The sequence below is a fragment of the Hymenobacter sp. APR13 genome, assembly GCF_000737515.1.
Classification (GTDB): Bacteria; Bacteroidota; Bacteroidia; order Cytophagales; family Hymenobacteraceae; genus Hymenobacter.
The window spans coordinates 2,924,781-2,942,220 of record NZ_CP006587.1 but is presented as its reverse complement, the minus strand read 5'-3'; the positions used below and the strand labels follow the sequence as shown (position 1 = coordinate 2,942,220).

15 protein-coding genes are annotated in these 17,440 nt (G+C 60.9%); 9 read left to right on the top strand and 6 right to left on the bottom strand.

All coding sequences use genetic code 11. The annotated features are described in order from the left end of the window. The first annotated feature begins 31 nt into the window (after positions 1-31). Positions 32-877 carry a LysM peptidoglycan-binding domain-containing protein gene (locus N008_RS24055; protein WP_052381489.1) on the top strand — a complete coding sequence of 282 codons (846 nt, stop codon included), beginning with the start codon at positions 32-34 and terminating at the stop codon, positions 875-877. 88 nt (positions 878-965) lie between these two features. On the opposite strand, the gene N008_RS12375 is transcribed toward N008_RS24055, so the two are convergent. Beyond that, the gene (locus tag N008_RS12375; RefSeq protein WP_044016393.1) at positions 966-2,042 is read right to left on the bottom strand and encodes a fatty acid desaturase family protein; all 1,077 of its coding nucleotides are present in this window, start codon (positions 2,040-2,042) and stop codon (positions 966-968) included. 422 nt (positions 2,043-2,464) lie between these two features. On the opposite strand from N008_RS12375, the gene dnaE reads away from it, so the two are divergent. The 6 genes from dnaE to trxA all read left to right on the top strand — a co-directional run bounded on the left by dnaE (position 2,465) and on the right by trxA (position 9,337). Further along, positions 2,465-6,148 carry a DNA polymerase III subunit alpha gene (gene dnaE / locus N008_RS12370; RefSeq protein WP_044016391.1) on the top strand — a complete coding sequence of 1,228 codons (3,684 nt, stop codon included), beginning with the start codon at positions 2,465-2,467 and terminating at the stop codon, positions 6,146-6,148. Between the two features lie 149 nt (positions 6,149-6,297). Further along, entirely contained in the window at positions 6,298-6,621 is a 324-nt protein-coding gene (locus N008_RS12365; RefSeq protein WP_044016389.1) for a hypothetical protein, read from the top strand. A 164-nt stretch (positions 6,622-6,785) separates the two neighbouring features. Beyond that, on the top strand, positions 6,786-7,307 hold the full coding sequence (locus N008_RS12360; protein ID WP_044016387.1) for a GbsR/MarR family transcriptional regulator: 522 nt from the start codon (positions 6,786-6,788) through the stop codon (positions 7,305-7,307). Between the two features lie 115 nt (positions 7,308-7,422). Then, positions 7,423-8,343, top strand: a complete 921-nt coding sequence (locus N008_RS12355; protein WP_044016385.1) for a TIGR01777 family oxidoreductase — start codon at positions 7,423-7,425, stop codon at positions 8,341-8,343. Between the two features lie 80 nt (positions 8,344-8,423). Beyond that, the gene (locus tag N008_RS12350) at positions 8,424-8,813 is read left to right on the top strand and encodes a hypothetical protein (RefSeq protein ID WP_052381488.1); all 390 of its coding nucleotides are present in this window, start codon (positions 8,424-8,426) and stop codon (positions 8,811-8,813) included. A gap of 194 nt (positions 8,814-9,007) precedes the next feature. Then, complete coding sequence (gene trxA, locus N008_RS12345; RefSeq protein ID WP_044016382.1) at positions 9,008-9,337, top strand: thioredoxin; 330 nt, start codon at positions 9,008-9,010, stop codon at positions 9,335-9,337. Between the two features lie 93 nt (positions 9,338-9,430). Here the strand turns inward: trxA and N008_RS12340 are convergent, their stop codons facing one another. Both N008_RS12340 and N008_RS12335 read right to left on the bottom strand, forming a co-directional pair. Continuing rightward, entirely contained in the window at positions 9,431-9,745 is a 315-nt protein-coding gene (locus N008_RS12340; protein WP_052381487.1) for a hypothetical protein, read from the bottom strand. A gap of 74 nt (positions 9,746-9,819) precedes the next feature. Continuing rightward, positions 9,820-10,785 carry an energy transducer TonB gene (locus tag N008_RS12335; RefSeq protein ID WP_081910775.1) on the bottom strand — a complete coding sequence of 322 codons (966 nt, stop codon included), beginning with the start codon at positions 10,783-10,785 and terminating at the stop codon, positions 9,820-9,822. A gap of 152 nt (positions 10,786-10,937) precedes the next feature. Here N008_RS12335 and N008_RS12330 point away from each other — a divergent pair, with 152 nt between their 5' ends. Then, entirely contained in the window at positions 10,938-11,264 is a 327-nt protein-coding gene (locus tag N008_RS12330; RefSeq protein ID WP_044016378.1) for a hypothetical protein, read from the top strand. Positions 11,265-11,340: 76 nt separating this feature from the next. Here N008_RS12330 and N008_RS12325 read toward each other — a convergent pair whose 3' ends face one another. The 3 genes from N008_RS12325 to N008_RS12315 form a co-directional block, all read right to left on the bottom strand. Next, entirely contained in the window at positions 11,341-11,805 is a 465-nt protein-coding gene (locus tag N008_RS12325) for an Lrp/AsnC ligand binding domain-containing protein (protein WP_044016376.1), read from the bottom strand. A 546-nt stretch (positions 11,806-12,351) separates the two neighbouring features. Continuing rightward, entirely contained in the window at positions 12,352-13,506 is a 1,155-nt protein-coding gene (locus N008_RS12320; protein WP_044016373.1) for an isoaspartyl peptidase/L-asparaginase family protein, read from the bottom strand. A 124-nt stretch (positions 13,507-13,630) separates the two neighbouring features. Beyond that, positions 13,631-15,835 carry a protein-disulfide reductase DsbD family protein gene (locus N008_RS12315; RefSeq protein ID WP_044016371.1) on the bottom strand — a complete coding sequence of 735 codons (2,205 nt, stop codon included), beginning with the start codon at positions 15,833-15,835 and terminating at the stop codon, positions 13,631-13,633. Positions 15,836-16,036: 201 nt separating this feature from the next. On the opposite strand from N008_RS12315, the gene N008_RS12310 reads away from it, so the two are divergent. Then, a complete protein-coding gene (locus N008_RS12310; protein WP_044016369.1) occupies positions 16,037-17,371 on the top strand; it encodes a hemolysin family protein in 1,335 nt (444 codons plus the stop codon). Positions 17,372-17,440: the final 69 nt, after the last annotated feature.

The following is a 17,440-nucleotide window of genomic DNA, read 5'->3' as shown; positions in this document are numbered from 1 at the left end:
CTTTCCGAATTTCTTTATTCTCTTTACCGCAATGCATTTTCTTTCCCGGATTTTACCTTTCAGCAGCCTGCTGCTGTTTTCGTTGGCCGCGCAGGCCCAGCAGACGGTTCCGGCCGCTCCGGCTGCCCCGGCGCCCGCCGTGGCGCTGTCCGAAGACTCGGTGCGGGTGATGTCGGGGCTGGTGCAGGCCAGCGTACGGCAGCTGCGTGCCATCTACTACGAGCCAGACGATGCCCGCGCCACCCAGCTCGTGGAAACCGCGCTGCTCCAGATTCCAGCCTACAACCAACGCCTGAGCACCTACACCGCCAGCTTGCCACGCGAGCAGCAGCAGCTGTTGGCCCAGCGCCTGCGCCAGCAGCCCTGGCAGATTGAGCTCCAGACCCTGCTGCGCAGCCCCCAGTACAAAGACTTCAACACCCGCACGGCCCGCAGCCCCAGCCTCAAAGCCGCCTCCGACCGCCTGGCCGCCACGGGCTTCCTGGGCACCAGGACGCAAGCAGCCAAACCAGCGGCCACCAGCACCGCCAAGGCCCCCGCCGCCCCCATTCCCGACAAGGCCGTAGCCGCCACTCCCGCCACCAAGCCCCTGACCGTTCCAGCCAAAGCAGCCCCAAGCTCCGCGCCTGCCGCCCTGCCCGGCAACGCCCTGGTAGCAGCCAAGGCCAAGCCTTTGGCGCCGGCCCTCACGCTGGCGGCCCCGGCCAAAGCGGCAACTCCCAAAGCCGTGCGGCACCACACGGTAGTCAAAGGCGAAACCCTGTTTGCCATTGCCCGCCAATACGGCGTGAAGCCCGACCAGCTCCAGAGCTGGAACGCCAAACCCGACAACAGCGTGAAAATCGGCGAAGTCCTTACCATCCAGACGCCCGAATAGCCGGCCGTAAACCACACGCAACACCACTTACCACGCAAAAGGCCGCCTTATCAGGCGGCCTTTTGTTTTGTGGGAGGCGGAGGCGTGATTAGGCCAGCGCCAGCTCCGGCACTGCCTGGGGCACGCGCGCAATAAGGCGGGTGCGGTGGCGGAGCAGCGCCACCACCTCGGCTTCGGAGCGAAACTGGCCTTCCAGGTTCACGAAGTTGCGGGCCAGCAAATCGTAGCGGCGCGTCATCAGGTAGGCGAAGATGTGCAGGAAGTGGATGCCGTCGAACACGATGGCCTTGTTCTGCGCGTAGTGGGCCACGTTTTTGCGGAAGTGGGCCGGATGTTCGCTCCAGTGCAGGGCCGGCTTGAGGTGGTGGCTGATGTGGTAGCCGTCGTTCCAGCACTTGTGGTTGTAGCGGGTATTGATGCAGGTCACGCTGTTGGTGTAGCAGTTAGCGGGGTCGGCGGCATCAATGAAGGCGTGCTGGCTCCAGTTGCCCAGCATCATGATGGTGCGCGTGACCAGCACGGGCATCACCAGCACGGCCAGCGTGGCGGGCAAATTCACGAAGCCCAGTACCACGCAGGCCACCAGATACACCACTTCGCCGCGCAGCAGCCGCGCCCGGAAGGTGCGCTTGTTGGTGCGGCCCAGGTACTGCACCAACTTCGGAATGCCCAGCACGAAAAAATCGGCGAGGTAGCGGCCGAAGCTGGCCAGCGAGTCGCGCTGGTAGTACATGGTGGAGCTGCCGTCGTCGGGCAGGTTGTTTTCGGGGTGGTGCATGCCCATGTGGTGGGTGAAGTACGTCTCCGGCGTCTGCCCGAAAAACGGCCCAATCACCCACGGAATGTAGTGGTTGAGGTAGCCGTACTTCTTTTTGAACAGGATGCGGTGGCTGGTGCAGTGCAGCATCAGCCCGAACGGCCCCTTGAAGAAAAACGTGGTCAGCCCCAGAAACACCCCAAACACCGCCCACCACAGGCCCCGGTCGAGGCCCGGCACGTAGAGCAGCGCCACCAGGGGCAGAATGGTGAGCGAGATTTCCAGGATCAGGTACACAAACGGCAGGTCGCGCTTGTCCTGAATGAACTGCTGCAGAAACGCGCCAACGCGCGAAACAGGAGCGGCCGGGTCATAAACCGGGTCGGTGGAGGTAGCCAGATATTTCATGCGTGATATTGGCCGGGATGCACGGCCACAGAAGACAGACAATGTAGATAGTTGGCACTCTCAATAATTCCGGCAACGGGCCAGCCGTGCCGCTAACTGTATATCGAAGGCGAAGCCCCACTAAACGCAGCCCAGCCATGCGCCGGCTGCTCTACCCTAACTCCGTCCGCGGCAGAATAATTGCGGACGCTGCGGGAAGATACGGGCTTTCGTGCCGGCCGGCCAACCCGGGCGGGCAGCCACCGGAGCCGACCGGATGAATGCACGCTCTCTGGTGATACGCCAAAATCCGTTGCCGCGCAATCTTTCCCGGCCGCTGATTCGTGGGTAACTTTACTGTACTCAACGGCCGGATTAAGAAGTCGGAATGCAGCTTCTCCACGCATTCTTAATTCTTAATTTTTAATTCTTAATTCAGCAGCATGCCCGTTTTCTCGCACCTCCACTCGCACACCCAATATTCCCTGCTCGACGGTCAGGCCAGCATTTCGGCCCTGATGAAGAAGGCCCAGGCCGACGGCATGCCGGCCGTGGCCCTCACCGACCACGGCAATATGTTCGGGGCGTTCAACTTCGTGGCCGAGGCCAACAAGTACAACGTGAAGCCGATTGTGGGCTGCGAGTTCTACATGGTGGAGGACCGCCACAAGAAAACCTTCAGCCGCGAGAAGGGCGAGCGGGACAAGCGCTACCACCAGTTGCTGCTGGCCAAGGACCAGGACGGCTACCACAACCTGAGCAAGCTCTGCTCCATGAGCTTCATCGAGGGCGTGTACAGCAAGTTCCCGCGTATTGATAAGGAGCTGCTACTCAAGTACCACAAGGGCCTGATTGCCACCAGCTGCTGCATCGGGGCCGAGATTCCGCAGGCCATCCTGTTCCAGAGCGAGGCCAAGGCCGAGGAGCTGCTCAAGTGGTGGCTCGACGTGTTCGAGGACGACTACTACATCGAGATTCAGCGCCACGGGCTGATGAACTTCGACGGCACCGGCAAAAGCCAGGAAGACGTGAACCAAGTGCTGCTGGGCCTGGCCAAGAAGTACAACGTGAAGGTCATCTGCACCAACGACTCGCACTACGTGGAGCAGACCGACTTCGCCCCCCACGATATTCTGCTGTGCGTGAACACCGGCGAGGAGCACAGCATCCCGGTCGGCGACTTCCAGACCCAGTATTTCCGCCTGATTTCCCAGGACAACAAGGTTCATTACGACCACCTCGACAACCTGCGGCATCTTTCCGGCCAGGATGCCCACATCCGCCGCCAGCTCCAGCGCATCGATGAGGAAGCGCAGAGCCCCCGGCCCCGGGCCCGCTTCGGCTTCGCCAACGACCAGTTCTACTTTAAGAACCAGGCCGAGATGAACGCGCTGTTCGCCGACGTGCCCGAAAGCGTGGACAACACCAACGAAATCGTGGACAAAATCACGCCGCCTAAGCTGCAGCGCGACATTCTGCTCCCCAATTTCCCCCTGCCCCCCGAGCACCCCACTGCCGACGCCTTCCTGCGCCACCTCACCTTCAAGGGCGCTTTCGAGGGTCCGAAAGCCCGCTACTCGGAGCGCCTGCCCGAAATTGAGGAGCGCCTCGACTACGAGCTGCGCGTGATTGAGACGATGGGCTTTGCCGGCTACTTCCTCATCACCCAGGACTTCATCAACCACGGCCGCAGCATTGGGGTGGCCGTGGGGCCGGGCCGGGGCTCGGCGGCGGGCTCGGCCGTGGCCTACTGCATCGGCATCACCAACATCGACCCGATTAAGTACTCGTTGCTGTTCGAGCGTTTCCTGAACCCGGAGCGCGTGTCGATGCCTGATATTGACATCGACTTCGACGACGTGAACCGCCAGCGCGTCATCGACTACGTGGTGGACAAGTACGGCAAAACTCAGGTGGCCCAGATTATCACCTTCGGTACGATGGCCGCCAAATCCAGCATCAAGGACGTGTCGCGGGCCATGGAGCTGCCGCTGCCGGTGGCCAACGACCTGGTGAAGATGGTGCCCGACCAAGTGGGCACCACCCTGGCCAAGGCCTTCGCCGAAAACCCCGAGCTGGACTACATCCTACGCGACGACGCCCCCGACAACCTGCGCGGCCAGATTCTGCGCCTAGCCCACAAGCTGGAAGGCTCGGTGCGCAACACCGGCATCCACGCCGCCGGCGTCATCATCGCCCCCGACGACATCACCAAGTACATTCCCGTTTCCACCTCTAAGGACTCGGACCTGCTGATCACGCAGTTCGATGGCAAGGTGATTGAGAGTGCCGGCATGCTGAAGATGGACTTTCTGGGCCTCAAAACCCTGACCATCATCGTCGATGCCATCAACCTGATCGAGAAAAACCACGGCGTCAAAATCGACATCGACGAAATCCCGATTGACGACCAGAAAACCTACGAGCTCTACCAGCGCGGCGACACCATCGGCACGTTCCAGTTCGAGAGCGAGGGCATGCGCATGTACCTCAAGGACCTCAAGCCCACCAACATCGAGGACCTGATTGCCATGAACGCCCTGTACCGGCCGGGCCCGATGCAGTTCATCCCGAACTTCATCAACCGCAAGCACGGCCGCGAGGAGGTGGACTACCCACACGAGCTGCTGGAACCCATCCTGAACTACTCCCAGGGCATCATGGTGTACCAGGAGCAGATCATGCAGACGGCCCAGATTCTGGCCGGCTACTCCCTCGGCGGCGCCGATTTGCTGCGCCGGGCCATGGGGAAAAAGGACATGAAGAAGATGGCCCTGGAGCGGGAGAAGTTCTGCGAGGGCGCCGAGAAGCTGCACGGCATCAAGGCCAAAAAGGCCAACGAGGTATTCGACGTGATGGAGAAGTTTGCGGCCTACGGCTTCAACCGCTCCCACTCCGCCGCCTACTCGGTGGTGGCCTACCAGACCGGCTACCTCAAGGCCCACTACCCGGCCGAGTACATGGCCGCCGTGCTCACCAACAACATGGGCGACATTAAGAAGGTGACGTTCTTCATCGAGGAAGCCCGCAAGCAGGGCGTGGCCGTGCTCGGCCCCGACGTGAACGAATCCATCCTGAAGTTCAACGTCAACGCCCAGGGCCAGATCCGCTTCGGCATGGCCGCCATGAAGGGCTCGGGCGAGGCCGCCGTGGAGGACATTGTGCAGGAGCGCGACAAAAACGGCCCCTACCAGGACATTTTCGACTTTGCGCGCCGCGTGAACCTGCGAGCCGTGAACAAGAAAACCTTCGAGAGCATGGCCCAGGCCGGCGCCTTCGACTCGTTTGAGCGCTACCACCGCCGCCAGTTCCTGGAGGCTCCCGGCAACGACCAGAATCTCATCGAGAAGGCCATGAAGGTGGGCCAGCAGCACCAGGCCGCCAAAGAATCGGCCCAGCAGAGCCTGTTTGGCGGCGGGGGCGGCGAAATGGCCATCCCGATGCCCAAAATCCAGGACCTGGAGCCCTGGAGCCCCACCGAGAAGCTGCGCCGCGAAAAGGAAATCGTGGGTTTCTACCTCTCGGGCCACCCGCTCGATGACTTCAAGCTGGAAATCGATTCCTACTGCACCTGCGGGCTGGATAAGATTGAGAGCTACAAAAACCGCGACGTGACGGTAGCCGGCCTGATTTCCAACGTGCAGTTCAAGACCACCAAAACCGGCCAGCCCTTCGTGAGCTTCAACGTGGAAGACTACGAAAGCAGCCTCAACCTGGCTTTGTTCCGCGACGACTACTCCAAATTCTCGGCCCTCATCAACCCCCGCAACTACGATAAGGAGCAGGTGCCGCCCATGTTCATCCGCGGCAAATACGCCCAGCGCTTCCGCGACTCCGACCAGTTCGAGTTCAAGATCATGACCATGGAGCCGCTGTTCAACGTGGCCGAAAAGCTGGCCAACGGCGTGCGCGTGCAGCTGGACCTACGCACCATCACAGAACCCTTCATGGACCGCTTCATGGAAGCCGTGGAAGGCTGCTCGGGCTCCAAGAAGCTAGAAATCAAGTTTGCCGAGCCCCACGAGCACCTGGCCGTGGACACCTACTCCCGCCGCTACCGCATCGAGCCCAAAGAGTTCATCCGCAAAATGCGCGAAATGGAAATCGACGCCTGCCAGCTGATTTAATTGGCCCAAGCCATCAGCACGTCATTCCGAGCAGCGCGAGGAATCTCGCGTGCTGACGTTGCCAAAGTAACCGTCATGTTGAGCTTGCCGAAGTATCTCTACCGCTTCGCTGGAATTTGTTCACTAACACTCCTTAAAACGAATTTTTCATGAGAGAACTATCCGAAGAGGAAGCGTATCAGACAGTTGCTTTCATGGAAAAGCTCGTTGTAGGCTTGGGAAGCCTTGGGAGACGTTATCATGATAATGATGAAGAATTGGCTTGGGCATTACTGTATATGTTTACGCCCAAGTTGGTGGACGAAGCCGCCCAGGTACGCAGCATGCTGTTCAGCAAATACAACGGAGAACTGGCTGACGGAGAGGATTTGGATGAACTTGAAAAACTGTTGGTAGACCTAACTTATCGTAAGGCACCGACCCCTAAACAATTAGCGCGTTTCCGGGAGAATAGACTGAAGAAGCAGAAATGAAATCTTGCCGAAGCAGCTCTAGTGGAGCTAATCACTGAAGTTAGCACTGCGGTAGAGATGCTTCGGCAAGCTCAGCATGACGTTCTTTTTAGGTCTAATCAGTACCATGAAAATAAACTTTCAATTTTTATTGAAAGTTTGAAATACTCCACTACATTTGAACCATGCAACTCGACGAAGCCAAGCGCAAATTCATTGAAGGCTGGGGCACCCTGGGCTCGGCCTGGGGCGTGAGCCGCACAATGGCGCAGGTACACGCGCTGCTGCTGGTGTCGCCGGGCGCGCTGAGCACCGAGGACATCATGGAGCAGCTGCAGATTTCGCGGGGCAACGTGAACCTGAACGTGCGCGCCCTCATGGACTGGGGCATCGTGCGCAAGGAGCTGCGCCCCGGCGAGCGGCGCGAGTTCTTCTCGGGCGAAAAAGACATCCACCGGGTAGCCACGCTCATTCTGCAGGAGCGCCGCAAGCGCGAGCTGCAGCCCATCATGCGCGTGCTGGGCGAAATCAGCGAGGTAGAGCCTTCCTCCACCGCCACGCCCGAGGAAACCGCCGCCTTCACCCAGATGATTGGCAGCATCCAGAGCTTCGCCAACTTCGCCGACCGCGCCGCCTCCACCCTTATCAAAGCCGATGAAAACTGGTTTCTGAGCACGTTTATGAAGCTGATGCGGCCGGGGCCGTAGCGCCTCGGCAGGCCTTTTTTTGCCTTCTATATTTCAATAATTATTAAAAGTTTGATATACACGATTCCTTATTCGCCGGCGAAGTTTCTCTCTTCTTCCCTTTTCAGCGTGTTGTATGGAACCTCCACTTCTTATTCTGGCCGGCGGCACGGGCTTTCTGGGCCAGCACCTGCGGCGCTACTTCACCCGGGCCGGTTACCAGGTCCGGACGCTTAGCCGCCGCCCCCGCCACCCCGACGACCTCGCCTGGGACGGCCGCACCCTCGGGCCCTGGGCCGCGGCCCTGGAAGGCGCCGCGGTAGTGCTCAACCTGGCCGGCCGCTCCGTCGACTGCCGCTACCACGCCGTCAACCGCTACGCCATCGTGCGCAGCCGCACCGACAGCACCCGGGTGCTGGGCGAGGCCATAGCGGCCTGCCGCAACCCGCCGGCTTTGTGGCTGAACTCCTCTACGGCTACCATCTATGAGGACACCACCGGCGCGGCGCCGGCCAATGCGGAGGCTACCGGCCGGATCGGGCGCGGGTTTTCGGAGATGGTGGCGCAACAGTGGGAAGCTGAGTTCAACCTGGGCGTTCTGCCGCGTACCCGCCGCGTGGCCCTGCGCACGGCCATTGTGCTGGGAGCCGATGGCGGCGCACTGCCCACCCTGGCCCGGCTGGCGCGCCGGGGCCTCAGCACCCCGCACGGCAGCGGGCAGCAGTGGGTCAGCTGGCTGCACATCGAGGATTTCTGCCGGGCCGTGGAGTTTCTGGTGGCGCATCCAGCGCTGGCGGGTGCCTTCAACCTGTGCGCCCCCGAGCCCCTGCCCAACGCCGCCCTGATGGCGCTGCTGGATGCCCACTACCGCCCCCGCTGGCACCTGCCGCAGCCCCGCTGGCTGCTCGAAATCGGGGCCTTCATGCTCCGCACCGAAACCGAGCTACTCCTGAAAAGCCGCAAAGTGGTGCCGCAGCGGCTGCTGGAAGCCGGTTTCCGGTTCCGCTACCCCACCTGCGCGCCAGCCCTGGCCGACCTGCTGCCCCAGCTGCCCTAGCCACTCAGCCGGCCCCGCTCACCCATTCACCTCATCACATTTCACCTCATCACTTCATCACCTTTCAACCCTCAAACGCCATGAATTACTATCTGCTGGTTTACGGAATTTATCTGCCTGTCACGGTGCTGCTCACCGTATGGGTAGCCCGCACGCTCTTCACCAACGGCCGCACCTTCCTGGTCGACATCTTCCACGGCAACGAGCCCCTGGCCGATTCCGTGAACAAGCTGCTCATCACCGGCTTCTACCTCATCAACATCGGCTACGCCACCCTGATGCTGCGCAGCACCGACGAAATCGGGAGCTACCAGCAGAGCGTGGAAGAGCTCAGCATCAAAATCGGAACGATTATCCTGATTCTGGGCGGCATGCACTTCTTCAATCTGTATGTATTCTACAAGCTCCGCAGCCGCGCTCAGGACTATACCAACGCCCTGAACTTTGTGGTGAACAAGCCCGAGAAATAGCCCCAGGCCAAGCCAGACGGCACTTTGCCGGCCGGCAGAAGGCTATCCGGCACTTTGCCTGGTTTGGCGGCCGATGCCCGGTATTGGTCGAAGTGAACTTTCCCGACGCAGCCTTGTTGAAACGCAATCTGCTACCTTGCGCCCCCAAGAATCGTAAGAAGCAATTTTCAACGTCACACAAACCCCCTTCTGTCATGGGACATAAAGCCATCGAAATTACCGATGCTAACTTCGATCAGATCATCAACTCCGATAAGCCCGTGCTGGTGGACTTCTGGGCCGAATGGTGCGGCCCCTGCCGCATGGTGGGTCCGGTAGTGGAAGAGCTGGCCGGCGAATATGAAGGCAAAGTCATTATCGGTAAAGTCGACGTAGACGCCAACCCGCAGACGTCGGCCAAGTTTGGCATCCGCAGCATTCCTACGCTGCTCGTGTTCAAGAACGGCCAGGTAGTTGACAAGCAGGTAGGTGCCGTTCCGAAGCACGTACTGGCTCAGAAACTCGACGCCCAGGTAACTGCCTAAGCGTTCCTGTTTGTCTTTTGGCAAACGCAAAAAAGCCGGACCTGCTGAGCAGGTCCGGGCTTTTTGCGTTTCAGACGCCCAACGTGAGGCGCCTTAGCGGCGGGGCCGGGTCTGGGCGTCGCGCTTCTGGCGGTAGAGCACCCGGTCGGCCTGGCGCTCTTCCTTGCGGATGCCCTGGCGTTCTTCGGTGGTTACCACGCCATCGGCGCGGGCGCCCTGGCGGGCCTGGCGGGCGTCGGCCTGCTGGGCCTGGGCGCGGGCGGCTTCGGCGCGCGTCAGCTGCCCCGACTGCACGCCCTGCCGGATGCGGGCCTGGTCGTTGGCGCGGGGGCGGACGGTCTGGGCGAAGGAAGCGGTGGTGGCCAGCACACTCAGGGCCGCGCCGCAGAAGATAGCAGTGATTTTCATGATCGGGGAAAGTGAGGGGGTGAAATGTTGTACGGCTCTTGGAAAGCCGAAGCAGCGACAGGTTTAATGCCGGCTCAATACATTTCTTCGGGGCGGGCGGCCCGGGCCTCCGTGGGCGGCACCTGCGGCGGCCGGGTACCATTGAATAATGAGAAGCTGGGGGAGAAATGAATGGGCACCGTGAAGGTCATGGCGGTGGGCACGTTGTATTCGCGGCCGGGCCGGAACGCGGGCAGGCTGGCCACCACGCGCCGCGCCTCTTGGTCGGTTTCCGGCGACAGGCCCTGAACCACCTGCACCTGCCCCACGCGGCCCTGCTCGTCTACAGTATAACGCACGTAGACCTTGCCCGTGATGCCCTTGCGGCGTGAGTTGCGCGGGTAATCGGTGTTGCGGGCCACATAGCTGAGCAGCGCCCCTTCGCCGCCCGGAAACTGCGGCAGCTCCCGCTTCTGCAGCTTGCCCACGTACGGCGAGCCATCCTCGTTGAAAAACGCCAGCGCCGGGCCTTTATCGCGGCCGAGCAGTTCCAGCGCGCTCAGCTGCCCCGTATCGTAGTAGTAGCGCCACTCGCCCACGGCCCGGCCGGCGGCGTAGGTGCCCTTAGAGCGTTTCTGGCCATTGCGGTGCACGCTGATCCAGGTGCCGGTGCGCTGGCCGTTGAGGTACTCGCCGCGCTGGCGCACGTGGCCGTCTTCGTCCCAAGCCACATACACGCCCTCAGCCTCATCGGTGCGGTAGTGCACCTGGGCGGCCTTTGCACCGTTGGGGTGATACCAGGTCAGCAGGCCGGTGCGCACGATGGGGTCGATGGAGCTGAGCGTGCCGCGCAGCAGCAGCGTGCCAGTCAGCGAGAACTCGCGCATGGCATACGTGCCCAGCAGTTCATTTTTGCGGTCAATCACCCGGTAGTGGGTGGCGCTATCTGGCACTGTAGCCTCATCACGGCTATTGAGATACACGGCCGGCATACTCTGCGCCCGGGCGGGTTCTGCACAGGCCAGCAGGCAGATACTCAACGCGGCTAAAAGTGCTTTCATGAAATGGAAACTGCAGAGGTGAGTTCAGGAAATATACCATCTACCAAGCTGCTAGCCAAGCACTTCCTGAATTGTTCACAAAAATATTTATACATTCCTATTAGCTGCCGCGGATGGTCCGGGGTGTTACTTTTTCATCTTATTTTCTTCCTATGTTCCGCTTCCTCTCCTACCTGTTTCTGCTGGGTTTGCTGACTACGGCAGGGTTTGCGCAGACGCCCGACGCCCGCGTGCAGAAGGCCACCCCGGCCACCCCCGCCCGCCCGGCTACCCGCAGCACGGCTACCATGCAAACCAGCACGACCACTACGGCCCGCACCAAGGCCGACGGCTCGCCAGACATGCGCTACAAGGAAAACAAGGTGGCCAAAACCACTACCGTAACTGGTCCTGTCCGCAAGGACGGCTCGGCCGATATGCGCTACAAGGCCAACAAAACTACCCGCACCACTACCACCAAAACCACTGGGCGGCCCTAAAGCCGAGGCATGGGTTTCCAACGCAAAAAGGCCGTACCTGATGCAGGGTACGGCCTTATTGTATTGAGGTAGGATTTTACAGCAGCTGGATGGGGCGGTTGAGCGACTCTTCCAGCGAAATCAGGGTTTCGGTACGCTCGATGCCTTCGATGAGCTGCATCTGCCCGTGCAGCACCTCGCGCAGATGCTGCGTGTCGCGGCACCGGATGCGGGCAAAAATGCCGTAGGCGCCCGTAGTGAAATGGATGCTAACCACCTCCGGGATTTCGCGCAGCTGGGCAGCTACACTGGCATACACCGAGCTTTTCAGCAGATAAATCCCCAGAAAAGCATCTACGCCGTAGCCCAACTTCTGGTAGTCAATCTCCAGGGTAGCGCCTTTCACGATGCCCAGTTCCTCCAGACGGGCCATCCGCACGTGCACCGTGCCGCCGGAAACATGCACTTTACGGGCAATTTCGGTGTAGGGCATCTTCGCATCGTGGATCAGCAGATCCAGAATCTTGCGGTCGGTGTCGTCAAGTTCGTAATTCTTAGCCATTTTGAAGGTGTGTGATTATATATATTCAAATTAGGAACGGCATTTTTCAGAAATATTGTAAATTTTCAGACAATGCACTGTCAAAATTTTACAATTCAAGGCAAACATCTACATTTGTTGTAATCCTACGCAAACGGCGAGGGATTGTCCTTGTAGAATGATGAAACTGGCAGACATGCCCTCCTCTCTCGGGGGTGGTGATTCGGGAAAAACTGGTCCGGCGGCCGGCTAACCACACCGTGGAGGTTCGACTCCTTCTTCTACAGCTGACTGGGTGGATAATGTGAGGAGGAAAAAAATGGAACGTATCTGGGTGGGTGCGTTCCTTTCCAAGAGGCGGCATCTGGGTGGGTGCCGCCTTCTTTTTGTCCTGTCCTGTCGCTTTACATTCCATTCTAGGAAGCGTTTCACCCACACTATTTCAAATCGGGTGCAAAGAACGTAAAATAAGAGAGGCCATAGTACCACCGTCCCAAACAAAAGCCCGATTTGTGGTATAACTCACAAATCGGGCTTTTTATTTGAGCCTGGGCGGCTGGTAGCCGGCTACTTGTAAATCTGAATCTGGCTTTTGCCATCGGCTTTAATAAAGCCGCGGTACATGCCTTCCGAGTTGAAAGGCATAGCCAGGTTGCCCTGGCGGTCCAGCGCAATCAGGCCGCCGTCGCCGCCCAGCTTGGCTACTTTATCGATGGTGGCCTGAGCAGCCTGGGCCACGGGCTGCTGCTGGAACTCCACGCGCGCGGCCACGTCGCGGGCCACTGTGGCCCGGATAAAGTATTCGCCCCAACCCGTGCACGACACAGCGCACGACTGGTTGTCGGCGTAGGTGCCGCAGCCGATGATGGGTGCATCGCCGACGCGGCCGTAGCGCTTGTTGGTCATGCCGCCGGTGCTGGTGGCGGCGGCCAGGTTGCCGTACTGGTCGAGGGCCACGGCGCCGACGGTGCCGTATTTCTTGCCTTCCGTGAAAATCAGGCGCGCATCCTGGGCCGGGTCGGTGACGACGCTGGTGGGCTTGCCGGCTTTGGTTTTCATCTTCACTTTAGTCGGCGCCGCGGCTGGGGTGGCTTTGGTGGGCGCATTCAGCTGGTCGGGGGTACCGGCGGCGCGGTCTTCGGCCAGCGCCTTCTGCAGTTGGTCGTAGCGGGCCTGGGTGAAGAAATAGGCCGGCTCGACGATGGTCAGGCCCTTTTCGCGGGCAAACTGCTCGGCGCCCGGGCCGGTCATCATCACGTGCTCCGACTTCTCCATCACGGCGCGGGCGGCCGCAATGGGGTTGCGCACCACCGTGACGCCCGCCACGGCACCGGCGGCCAGGTTCTGGCCGTTCATGATGGCGGCGTCCATCTCATTGCGGCCTTCGTGGGTGAAAACAGCGCCTTTACCGGCATTGAACAGCGGCGAGTCTTCCATCACGCGCACGGAGGCCTCCACGGCGTCCATTGAGGTGCCGCCACGCTTGAGCACGGCGTAGCCGGCCTGCAGGGCCTGGTCGAGGGCGGCGTTGTAGGCCTGCTCCTTCTCGGGCGTCATGTTGGCGCGGGTGATGGTGCCGGCGCCGCCATGAATGACGAGCGTGATGCGCGAAGGATCGGGCGCGAGGGCCGCTACCGGGGCAGCAGATTGCGCCTGCGCCGCCAAGGGCAGGGTCAGGGGCGCGGCCAGCAGCAGGGCCAGCAGGTGAGTACGAAGCGACATAGCAGCAGAGTAGTTGGGATGGACGATGAAACCGGAAAGCGGCAGTAAGATAAAGCCCCGCCCCGGACTCTCGTCGGGGCGGGGCTTATCGGTGGTTTTCTACCGGCCGAAACCGGGCAGGCCGCTACGGATTCTGCTGGCGGTAACGGGCCAGGCCGGCATCCAGAAACTTCACGAAAGCCTCGGCGCTGGGCTCGTAAGCTACGGGCGTCGCCAGGGTGTGGGCCAGGTCGGCGGGCGCGGTGGGGTCGAGGAGCACGTAGAAGGGCTGGGCGTTTACGTTGAAGCCCGAAAGCTGCAGGTCGGCGTTTTTCTTGCCCAGCGTGGTTTTCTGCTTGTTGTCGTAGGTGGAGGTGTACCACTCGTTCTGGGGCAGCTCGGCCTTGTCGTCCACGTAGAGCGCCACCACCACAAAATCTTCGCGCAGGCGCTGGAGCACCCGCGGGTCGCTCCAGACGGAGGCCTCCATCTTGCGGCAGTTCACGCAGGCGTGGCCGGTGAAGTCAATGAACAGCGGCTTGTTCAGGGCCTTGGCGCAGCGCTGGGCCTGGGCCAGGTCGAAGTAGCCGCGCAGGCCGTGGGGCAGCTCCAGGAAGTCGTCGTAGCGCGGGGCTTCGCAGGCGGCGTTGAGGGGCGTGGCCGAGGTGGCAGCGGCAGTGCCGCCAGTGGCTATGGAGAAGTCATTGCGACTCTGCGGGGGCAGGTAGCCGGCCAGCAGAGGCAGCGGCGCCCCAAACAGGCCCGGTATCAGGTAAGTCATGAAGCCAAAGGCCAGCACCGCCATCAGCAGGCGCCCTACGCTCAGGTGCGCGAGGTCGGAGTCGTGGGAGAGTTTGAAGCGGCCCAGCAGGTACAGGCCCAGCAGGCCCGAGAGCGTAATCCAGAGCACCAGGTACAGGTCACGGGGGAGCAGGTTCCAGTGGTAGGCCAGATCGGCCATGCTCAGGAACTTGAGGGCCAGCATCAGTTCCACGAAGCCCAGCACCACCTTCACGGTGTTCAGCCAGCCACCGGAGCTGGGCAGGCTTTTCAGCCACGCCGGGAACAAGGCAAACAACATAAACGGCAGCGCAAACGCCAGCGAGAAGCCAAACATGCCCACTACCGGCTGAATGCCGCCGCCGTGGGCCGCCATGGCCAGGATGGTACCCACGATGGGCCCGGTGCAGCTAAACGACACCACCACCAGCGTGAGGGCCATGAAGAACACCCCGGCCCAGCCGCCTTTATCGGCCTGCTCGTCAATCTTGTTGACCATGCCGTTGGGCAGCGTGATTTCAAACAAACCCAGGAAGGACAGGCCGAATACCACGAACACGGCAAAGAAAATCAGGTTGGGCAGCCAGTGCGTGCTGATCAGGTTCAAGCCATCGGCCCCGAGCAGCACGGTAGTCAGCAGCCCCAGCACCACGTAGATGAAGATGATGCTGAAACCGTAGAACAAGGCCTTCAGGATGCCCTGGCGGCGGTTGGCCGAGCCCTTGGTGAAGATAGACACCGTCATGGGAATCAGCGGGAACACGCACGGCGTAAGCAGCCCGCTCAGCCCCGACAGAAACGCCACAATAGCCAAGGACAGCAGCCCTGAATCGGCCGAAACGGCGCCATTGGCTACGGGCGCAGCGGCGGCGGCCGCTACCGGCGGCGCGCTGGCGGCGGCCGTGGCAGTGTCGGAGGTGGCAGGCGTGGCGGCAGCAGCTGTTACTGCAGCCGCGGTATCGGCAGAAGCCACAGGAGCTGCGGCAGCGGCGGCCTCGCCGGCGGCCGGCGTGGTTGCTGCCGTAGCAGTGGCAGCAGCTATAGTAGCCGCCGCAGGCGTAGCGGGTGTGGCGGCAATGGCCGTGCCCGTGACGGGCAGCGGGCCGAAGCTCAGGGTTTCCTCGCCCGGAATGCAGCGGCCATCAATGTCGGTGCAGGTCTGGTACTCCACGTCGGCCTGCACCGTGAGGGCGCCGGGCTGCAGCAGCCGGATGCGCTGGCGCATCTGGCCGGTTTTTTCGAAGTACGTAATGTCGCCCTTGAAAACGTCGTCGTACTTCTTTTTAGAGCTGATGGATTTGGGCTTGCCTACCAGCTCGTAGGCGGGGCTTTTGGTGAAGCTGAACGTGAACACCGTGGGGCCGAGGTCGGGGTCGAAGTCGGTGGCGTAGAGGTGCCACTTGTCGTCGATGCGGGCATTGACGATGAGGTCCACCTCCTCTCCCACCTTGGCCGTGGGCTGGCTCAGGGCCACGCTTAGCTTGGTAGGCTTCAGAATTTGGGCGGTGGCTGCGCCGGCCAGGCAGAGCACAAGCAGCAACGGCAGCAGAAAATACTTTCGGAAGAACATCAGCGAAATGGAAAACAGCGAAAATGCAGGCCGACAAAGGTCGGCAGAAACCCTAACAGGCAGGCGGGTTTACCGGTTTTTTAGCGGGAGGTTGCTAGGGAATAGTAGCAAACCCCGACGGTAAGCCAACTGCTTGGCCGGAATCACGTACTTTTGTTTCATAAAGGCAACTGAGCCGCGTGAGCCCGAGTTGCCGCACCTATGATCCTAAATATCGTTCTCACCGTTCTGCTGGTATTGCTGAACGGATTTTTTGTGGCAGCTGAGTTTGCCTTCGTCAAAGTTCGTCCGTCGCAGATCGACATCAAGGCCCAGAGCGGCAACCGGCTGGCCAAGCTCGTGCAGGGCATGATGCAGGACCTAAACTATTACCTGTCGGCTACGCAGCTGGGTATTACGGTAGCCTCGCTGGCCCTGGGTTGGGTAGGCGAAAGTGTAGTGGCGGCCGTGGTAATGGCCATCATCGACCAGCTGGACATCACGCTCAGCCCTACGCTGGTTCACCAGATTGCCATTGCTACCTCCTTCACGCTCATCACCGTGATGCACATTGTGCTGGGTGAGCAGGCCCCGAAGGTGCTGGCCATTCAGAAGCCCGAAACTACCTCCATGGCCGTAGCCATTCCGCTGCGGGCGTTTGCCTTCATCACCTTCCCGCTCATCTGGGTGCTCGACCGGCTGTCGAACCTGGTGGCCGGCCTGTTTGGCGGCAACGCCAGCCACGGCTCGGAAGTACACACCTCGGAAGAGCTGCGCCTGCTGCTCGACCAGAGCAAGCAAAGCGGCGAAATCCAGGAATCGGAGCATGAGCTGCTGGAAAACGTGTTTGAGTTCAACGACCGGATGGTGAAGCAGATTATGGTGCCCCGAACCAAGCTGGCCGCCATCGACGTGAACACGCCCCAGGATGGCATCCTGGAAATGGTTTACAACGAGGGCTACTCGCGCATTCCGGTGTTCGAAGGCAATATAGATAACATCGTAGGTGTGCTTTACGTGAAGGACCTGCTGCAGATCATCCGCCGCAACGAGCCCATCGAGCTGCCCAAGATCATGCGGCCGGCCTACTTCGTGCCCGAAACCAAGAAAATCAACCGCCTGCTGCGCCAGTTCCAGCGCAAGCACATGCACATGGCGATTGTGTCCGACGAGTTCGGCGGCGTGTCGGGCATCGTAACGATTGAGGACATCATGGAGGAGCTGGTAGGCGAAATCCAAGACGAGTACGACAACGAGGTGCCGGTAGTGGAGCGGGTATCGGCCGTGGAGTTCCGCGTGAACACCTCCACCTCCATCTCCGACGCCAACGAGTACCTGCCCTTCCCGCTGCCCGAAGGCGAAGACTACGAAACGGTCGGCGGCCTACTGAACGTCATCTACGGCAACATTCCGGAGGTCGGCGACGTGGCCGTACTCGACAACTACGAGTTCCGGGTGCTGAAACGCTCCCGCCGCTCGGTGGAGCTGGTGCAGCTGCGCGTCACGACCGAAGCTGAGCGCGAAGAGCAGGAAGACGAAGGCCTGCAGGCGCTGTAAGCGGCGTCCGGCGTTTGCCTGAAGCAATATCGAAAAGGGCCTTCCGCTGGTAGCGGAAGGCCCTTTTCA